7 protein-coding genes are annotated in these 5,841 nt (G+C 72.7%); 3 read left to right on the forward strand and 4 right to left on the reverse strand.

Translation table 11 applies throughout. The features are described from left to right. Positions 1 to 183 precede the first annotated feature (183 nt). Positions 184 to 348 carry a hypothetical protein gene (locus HUW36_RS23785; RefSeq protein ID WP_174530212.1) on the forward strand — a complete coding sequence of 55 codons (165 nt, stop codon included), beginning with the start codon at positions 184 to 186 and terminating at the stop codon, positions 346 to 348. 222 nt (positions 349 to 570) lie between these two features. Here the strand turns inward: HUW36_RS23785 and HUW36_RS23790 are convergent, their stop codons facing one another. Genes HUW36_RS23790 through HUW36_RS23805 form a run of 4 tightly spaced genes read right to left on the reverse strand, consistent with a single transcriptional unit; the run spans position 571 to position 3,730 of the window. Beyond that, positions 571 to 1,014, reverse strand: a complete 444-nt coding sequence (locus tag HUW36_RS23790; RefSeq protein ID WP_174530213.1) for an RrF2 family transcriptional regulator — start codon at positions 1,012 to 1,014, stop codon at positions 571 to 573. Positions 1,015 to 1,018: 4 nt separating this feature from the next. Next, positions 1,019 to 1,903, reverse strand: coding sequence for an ABC transporter permease (locus tag HUW36_RS23795; RefSeq protein ID WP_174530214.1), 885 nt, complete (start codon positions 1,901 to 1,903; stop codon positions 1,019 to 1,021). Beyond that, positions 1,893 to 2,672 carry an ABC transporter ATP-binding protein gene (locus tag HUW36_RS23800; protein ID WP_174530215.1) on the reverse strand — a complete coding sequence of 260 codons (780 nt, stop codon included), beginning with the start codon at positions 2,670 to 2,672 and terminating at the stop codon, positions 1,893 to 1,895. The genes HUW36_RS23795 and HUW36_RS23800 overlap by 11 nt, the downstream gene beginning before the upstream one ends. After that, complete coding sequence (locus HUW36_RS23805) at positions 2,669 to 3,730, reverse strand: ABC transporter substrate-binding protein (protein ID WP_174530216.1); 1,062 nt, start codon at positions 3,728 to 3,730, stop codon at positions 2,669 to 2,671. Before HUW36_RS23805 ends, HUW36_RS23800 begins: the two co-directional genes overlap by 4 nt. Positions 3,731 to 3,878: 148 nt before the next feature. On the opposite strand from HUW36_RS23805, the gene HUW36_RS23810 reads away from it, so the two are divergent. Together HUW36_RS23810 and HUW36_RS23815 are read left to right on the forward strand one after the other, a co-directional pair. After that, positions 3,879 to 5,189: a M16 family metallopeptidase gene (locus HUW36_RS23810; protein ID WP_174530217.1), complete on the forward strand. Its 1,311-nt coding sequence runs from the start codon at positions 3,879 to 3,881 to the stop codon at positions 5,187 to 5,189. Further along, positions 5,186 to 5,841, forward strand: a 656-nt coding sequence (locus tag HUW36_RS23815) for a M16 family metallopeptidase (protein WP_174530218.1), incomplete at its 3' end; no start/stop codon positions are given. The genes HUW36_RS23810 and HUW36_RS23815, both read left to right, overlap by 4 nt.

Genomic DNA, 5,841 nt, shown 5'->3' on the forward strand with positions numbered 1-5,841 from the left:
CCGGCCCCGGCGACCCGGCCCCGCCGCCGCCCGCGCCGCCGCTGACCGGTCGTGCCGCGCCCTTTCGCTGAGTCGGGGATCAGCGGATGTTCAGTCGGTTGGCCGACTGTCCGCTGCCGACCGGGCGAGCATGCTGGGCCCGGGGGCGGTCCGGGGGGACCTGCCGGATGCGGAGGGGCGGCCATGGCGGGTGACGCCGGTCCGGGCGGAGCCCGGGAGGTGCTGCTGGTGCTCGCGGTCGCGGGCGCCGGTCTGGCGCTCGCCGTGGTGGCCGCGTTCGGCCCGTGGCACCCGACCGTGGACGGTCCGCAGGACCGTGGCGCGGCCCGCACGTTCAAGCCCGGGTGATCCGCACTGTCGACCGGATCGAGAATGTCACGCAGTGTGACGTCCTCCGGCGACTGTCCAGTAGGAATGGATATACCGCTGAGGCATAAATATGCCTCAGCGGTATATCGCCTCGGAGGGATGCCTTCGTCTGTGGGGCACTCATCACAGACGAGCGTCCCGACACGACCGCCCGGGGCGCGAGCAGCCGGGCGGGGCCCCGGCACCGGGCCCCGCCCGGCGTCAGGGCGCCGGCGCCCGGTCCGCCAGCAGGTCCGCCAGCGTGGTCCGGTCCACCACCAGCGCGATCGCCCCGTCCACGGCCAGCCAGACGTCCCGCAGCCCGGTGGCCACCCCGTGATAGCCGGTCCGGTCGGCCGGCATGCCCCGGACGCTGGTGAGCGCGCCGCCGACCGCGCGGAGCACGTCACCGACACTGATCTCCGCCGGCGCCCGGGTCAGCGCGTAACCGCCCTCGGTGCCGCGGTGGCTGTGCAGCAGCCCGGCCCGCCGCAGGTCGAGCAGGATCCCCTGGAGGAAGCTGAGCGGGATGGCCTGACTGTCGGCCAGGCTCGCCGCCTTGACCAGTTCGCCGCTACCGGAGCCGCCGCCGGCATCGGTGGACCCGGTGTCGGCGACGGCGAGCATGGCCCGGAGCGCGTAGTCGGCGCGCGCGGAGATGTACACGGCGTCAGTTGCCGGCCTGGTCCAGCACGCCCCAGCGGCGGCGGATCGCCTTGTCGGCCGCGCCGAACGCGGTGTCCACCAGCAGGCCCAGCACCAGGATGACGATCATGATGGCCATCAGCCGGGGCGCGTCGGAGAAGTCCCGGGCGTAGGTGAGCTGCGCGCCGATCGAGGTGCGTTCGGCGATGACCACCAGCAGTTCGCCGGCCATCAGGCTGCGCCAGGCGAACGCCCACCCCTGCTTGAGCCCGGCCACGATGGCGGGCAGCGCGGCCGGCGCGATCACGTACCGGTAGAGGTTGAGCCCCCGGGCGCCCAGGTTGCGGCCGGCCCGGACCAGCAGCGGCGGCACGTAGTCCACGCCGTGGATGACGCCGTTGGCGACCGACGGCGCGGCGCCCAGCACCACCACGAAGAAGATCGCCTGCTCGCTGAGCTGGAACAGCAGGATGGCCAGCGGGAACCAGGCGATCGACGGCATGGTCTGCAAGGCGGTGATCATCGAGCCGAGCGCGGCCCGCAGCACCTTGACCCGGGCCACGCCGAGACCGAGCAGCAGGCCGACCGCGACCGCGGCGGCGAAGCCGACCAGGGCCCGCCGTCCGGTCGTCGCCAGGCCCTCCCAGAGCGACGCGCTGAGCGCGTAGCGGCCGAGGTCCTCGAAGACCACGGCCGGGCCGGGCAGCGCCCACGGCTCCTTCCACCCGCTCCAGACCACGGCCTGCCAGATGGCGACCGCCAGCGCCAGCGCGGCGAACTTGGGCCAGGTCGCCGCCCAGAGCCGGATCGCCCGCGACGGCGGCTTCTCCCGGCCGGCGATCTCCAGCGCGTCCAGACCGGAGATCTCCGCGTCGGTCCGCGCCGACCCGGCGAGGGTGTCACTGGCCATGCCGGCCCACCTCCTTGCGCAGCCGGTCGGTGACCTCGGCGGCGATGGCCGAGACCTCCGGCGAGTCGATCCGTCGGGGTCGTGGCACGTCGACCCGGGTGGAGTAGATGATCCGGCCGGGCCGGCTGGACAGCAGCACGATCCGGTCGGCGAGCCGGGCCGCCTCGCGCACGTTGTGCGTGACGAACAGGACGGTGAGCTTGCGCTCGCTCCAGATCCGCTCCAGCTCGTCGTGCAGGATGTCGCGGGTCATCGCGTCGAGCGCGCCGAACGGCTCGTCCATCAGCAGCACCGGCGTGTCCAGCGCGAGCGTGCGGGCCAGCGCGACCCGTTGCCGCATGCCGCCGGAGAGCTGGTGCGGGCGCTTGCGGCCGAACTCGGACAGGTGGACCGTGCGCAGCAGCTCGGCGACCCGCTCCTTGCGCTGGTCGCGGGGAAGGCCACGCAGCTTCAGCGGCACCTCGACGTTGGACTCAACCGTCGACCACGGGAACAGCGCCGGCTCCTGGAACATCAGGCCCGGATTGACGCCCTCGCCCAGCTCGATCGTGCCGCCGCTGACCCGGTCCAGGCCGGCCACCAGGTTGAGCAGCGTGCTCTTGCCGCAGCCGGACGCGCCGACCAGGCAGACGAACTCGCCCGGCGCCACGTCCAGCGACAGGCCGTCCAGCGCCAGGACGGCCTGCTCGCCCTGGCCGTACACCTTGGTCACGCCGCGCAGCGCGACCGAGCCGGTCGCGCTGCGCGGGGTCGTCGTGGTCGACGTCACGGCTGGGTGACCTCGGGCTTGCCCTGCGCCTTGAGCACCTCGTTGAGGTACTTGAGGTCGTAGAGGCCGTCCAGGTCGACCGGCTGGGTCAGCCCGACCGCGACGGCGTGGTCCAGGCCGGTCTTCAGCGACGAGGCGATCGGGTCGTTGGTGAACTCCAGCGTCGGCCAGGCCTGCTTGATCAGCTTGGTGTCCAGCGGCTTACCGGTGATCTTGCCGATGTGGTCGGAGATGGCCTGCTGCGCCTCGTCCGGCTTGGTGTTGACGAACTCGTTCGCCGCGACCTGACCCTCGACCAGCTTCTTCACCACGTCCGGGTGCGCCTTGAGGAACTTGGTGCTGACCAGCAGGTTGGTGATGACGAACTTCTTGTCCGGCCAGAGGTCGCGCTCGTCGACGAGCACCGTGCCGCCGGCGTTGACCAGGCGGGAGACGAACGGCTCCGGCACCCAGGCACCGTCGATCGCGCCGCTGGCGAACGTCTCGACGGTCTGCGCGTTCTCCTGCGGGACGACCTTGACGTCGCCGCCGCCCTCCTTGGTGGTCTCCAGGCCCTTCTCCTTGAGCCAGTAGCGCAGCGCGACGTCCTGGGTGTTGCCGAGCTGCGGGGTGGCGATCTTCTTGCCGCGCAGCTGCTCCGCCGAGGTGATGCCGGGCTTGACCACGAGCGCGACGCCGCCGGACGCGGCGCCGGAGACCACCCGGACCGCCTCGCCCTTGGACTTCGAGAAGGCGTTCACGGTCGGGTTCGGACCGATGTACGTGGCGTCGAGCGCGCCGGAGAAGACCGCCTCGATGGCCGCCGGACCGGCGTTGAAGGTCTTCGTCTCCAGCGTGACGTCGCCGCCCAGCTTCTCCTTGAAGATCCCCTTCTCCACGCCGACCACGGCGGGCGCGTGGGTGATGTTGGGGAAGTAGCCCAGCCGCAGCGTCACCGGGCCGGAGTCGCCCGCGGCGTCGCTGTCGTCGCCGCACGCGGCGGTGCCGCCGAGCGTGGCCGCGCCGACCACGGCCAGGGTGGCCAGGGTGGCCAGGCGGCGCAGGGGGAGCCGTCTCATCACATGTCCAATCCGCAGTATTCCTATTTAGTTGGTAGGAAGAGTGGGGCACGTGGCCGTCGGCGTCAAGACCCGTCCCGCGACAGTCCACCGTTCGGCCAGAGCACACCGCCGGTGCGGGCGGTACGGAGGCGCTAATGTCGATCTCGTGCCGACGCGGAGAGCGAAGATCCCAGCGACGAAGTACCCGGTCGAACGGTTCACCCTCGACAACGGCCTGCGCGTGGTGCTCACGCCGGACCGCAGCGCCCCGGTGATCGGGGTGGCCGTGGTCTACGACGTCGGCATCCGCTCCGAACCGGAGGGGCGCACCGGCTTCGCCCATCTCTTCGAGCACCTGATGTTCCAGGGCTCGGAGAACCTGGAGAAGCTGGCCCACTTCCGGCACGTGCAGGGCGCCGGCGGCACGTTCAACGGCTCCACCCACCTCGACTACACCGACTACTTCGAGACGCTGCCGAGCAACGCCCTGGAACGGGCGCTGTTCCTGGAGGCCGACCGGATGCGCGGCCCTCGGCTGACCGAGGAGAACCTGCGCAACCAGGTCGACGTGGTCAAGGAGGAGATCCGGGTCAACGTGCTCAACCGGCCGTACGGCGGGTTTCCCTGGCTCACGCTGCCCCCGGTGATGTTCGACACCTTCCCCAACGCGCACGACGGCTACGGCTCCTTCGTCGACCTGGAGTCCGCCACCGTGGCCGACGCGGCGGACTTCTTCCGCCGCTACTACGCCAGCGGCAACGCCGTGCTCGCGGTCAGCGGCGACATCGACGTGGCCGAGGCGACCACCCTGATCGAGCGGCACTTCGGCGACGTGCCGGCCCGGCCCGCCCCGCAGCGGCCCGACTTCGCCGAGCCGGACCTGACCGCCGAGCGGCGCAGCACGTACACCGACGCGCTGGCCCCGCTCCCGGCGGTGGCCGGTGCCTGGCGGGTGCCCGACCCGATCACCGACTTCGCCGGCTACCTGCCCTACGTGGTGCTGGCCGAGGTGCTCACCGACGGCGACGCGTCCCGGCTGGTCGAGCGGATGGTGCAGCGGGACCGCTCGGTCACCGGGCTGGGCGGCTACCTGGGCTTCATGGGCGATCCGTTCGACGTCCGCGACCCCACCGCGTTGCTGCTCCAGGCGCACCTGCCACCCGGCGGCGACGTCGACAAGGTGCTGCGCACCATCGACGAGGAACTGGACCGGCTGGCCACCGACGGGCTGACCGAGGGGGAGCTGGCCCGCACCCAGGCCCGGATGGCCACCCACCTGCTGCGCGACACCGACGCGGTGCTCGGCCGGGCGCTGCGGATGGCCGTCCTGGAGCAGCAGCGCGGCGAGCCGGGCCTGCTCAACGAACTTCCCCGGCTGGTCGGCGACGTGACCGAGGACCAGGTCCGCGCCGCCGCCGCCACCCTGCGGCCCGAACGCCGCGCGTCCGTCGAGGTCGTCGCCGGAGGTCAGAGATGAGTACGCCGACCACCGTCCGGCCGCTGCCGGCGCTCGGACCCAACCGCCGCCTCTCGGTGCCGAAGCAGGCCGAGCGCACGCTCGGCAACGGCCTCACCGTGATCGCGGTCCGGCGGCCCGCCGTACCGCTCGTGGAACTGCGCCTCTGGATGCCGTTCGGGCGCGCCCACCTGGCCCGCGGCGCCATGCTGGCGCAGACCGTGCTCGCCGGCACCGAGGCGCACAGCGCCACCGAGATCGCCGCCGAGCTGCAGAAGGTCGGCGGCGGGCTGTCCGCCGGGGTGGACCCGGACCGGCTGATGCTCTCCGGCGCGGCCCTGGTCACCGGGCTGGACCGGGTGCTGGAGCTGCTCGCCGAGGTGCTCACCGGCGCCACCTACCCGGGCGACTGGGTCCAGACCGAGCGGGACCGGCTGGTCGACCGGATCCAGGTGGCCCAGAGCCAGCCGTCCCACCTGGCCCGGACCGCGTTGCTCAAGCGGGTCTACGGCCGGCACCCGTACGCGGTGCAGACTCCGGAGCCCGAGCAGGTGCGGGCGGTCCGCCCGGCCGCGTTGCGCCGGCTGCACGCCGAGCGGGTCCACCCGGCGGGCGCGGTGCTGGTGCTGGTCGGCGACGTCCAGCCGGAACGGGCGCTGGACGCCGCCGAGCG

This window comes from Micromonospora maritima, assembly GCF_902825405.1.
Classification (GTDB): Bacteria; Actinomycetota; Actinomycetes; order Mycobacteriales; family Micromonosporaceae; genus Micromonospora; species Micromonospora maritima.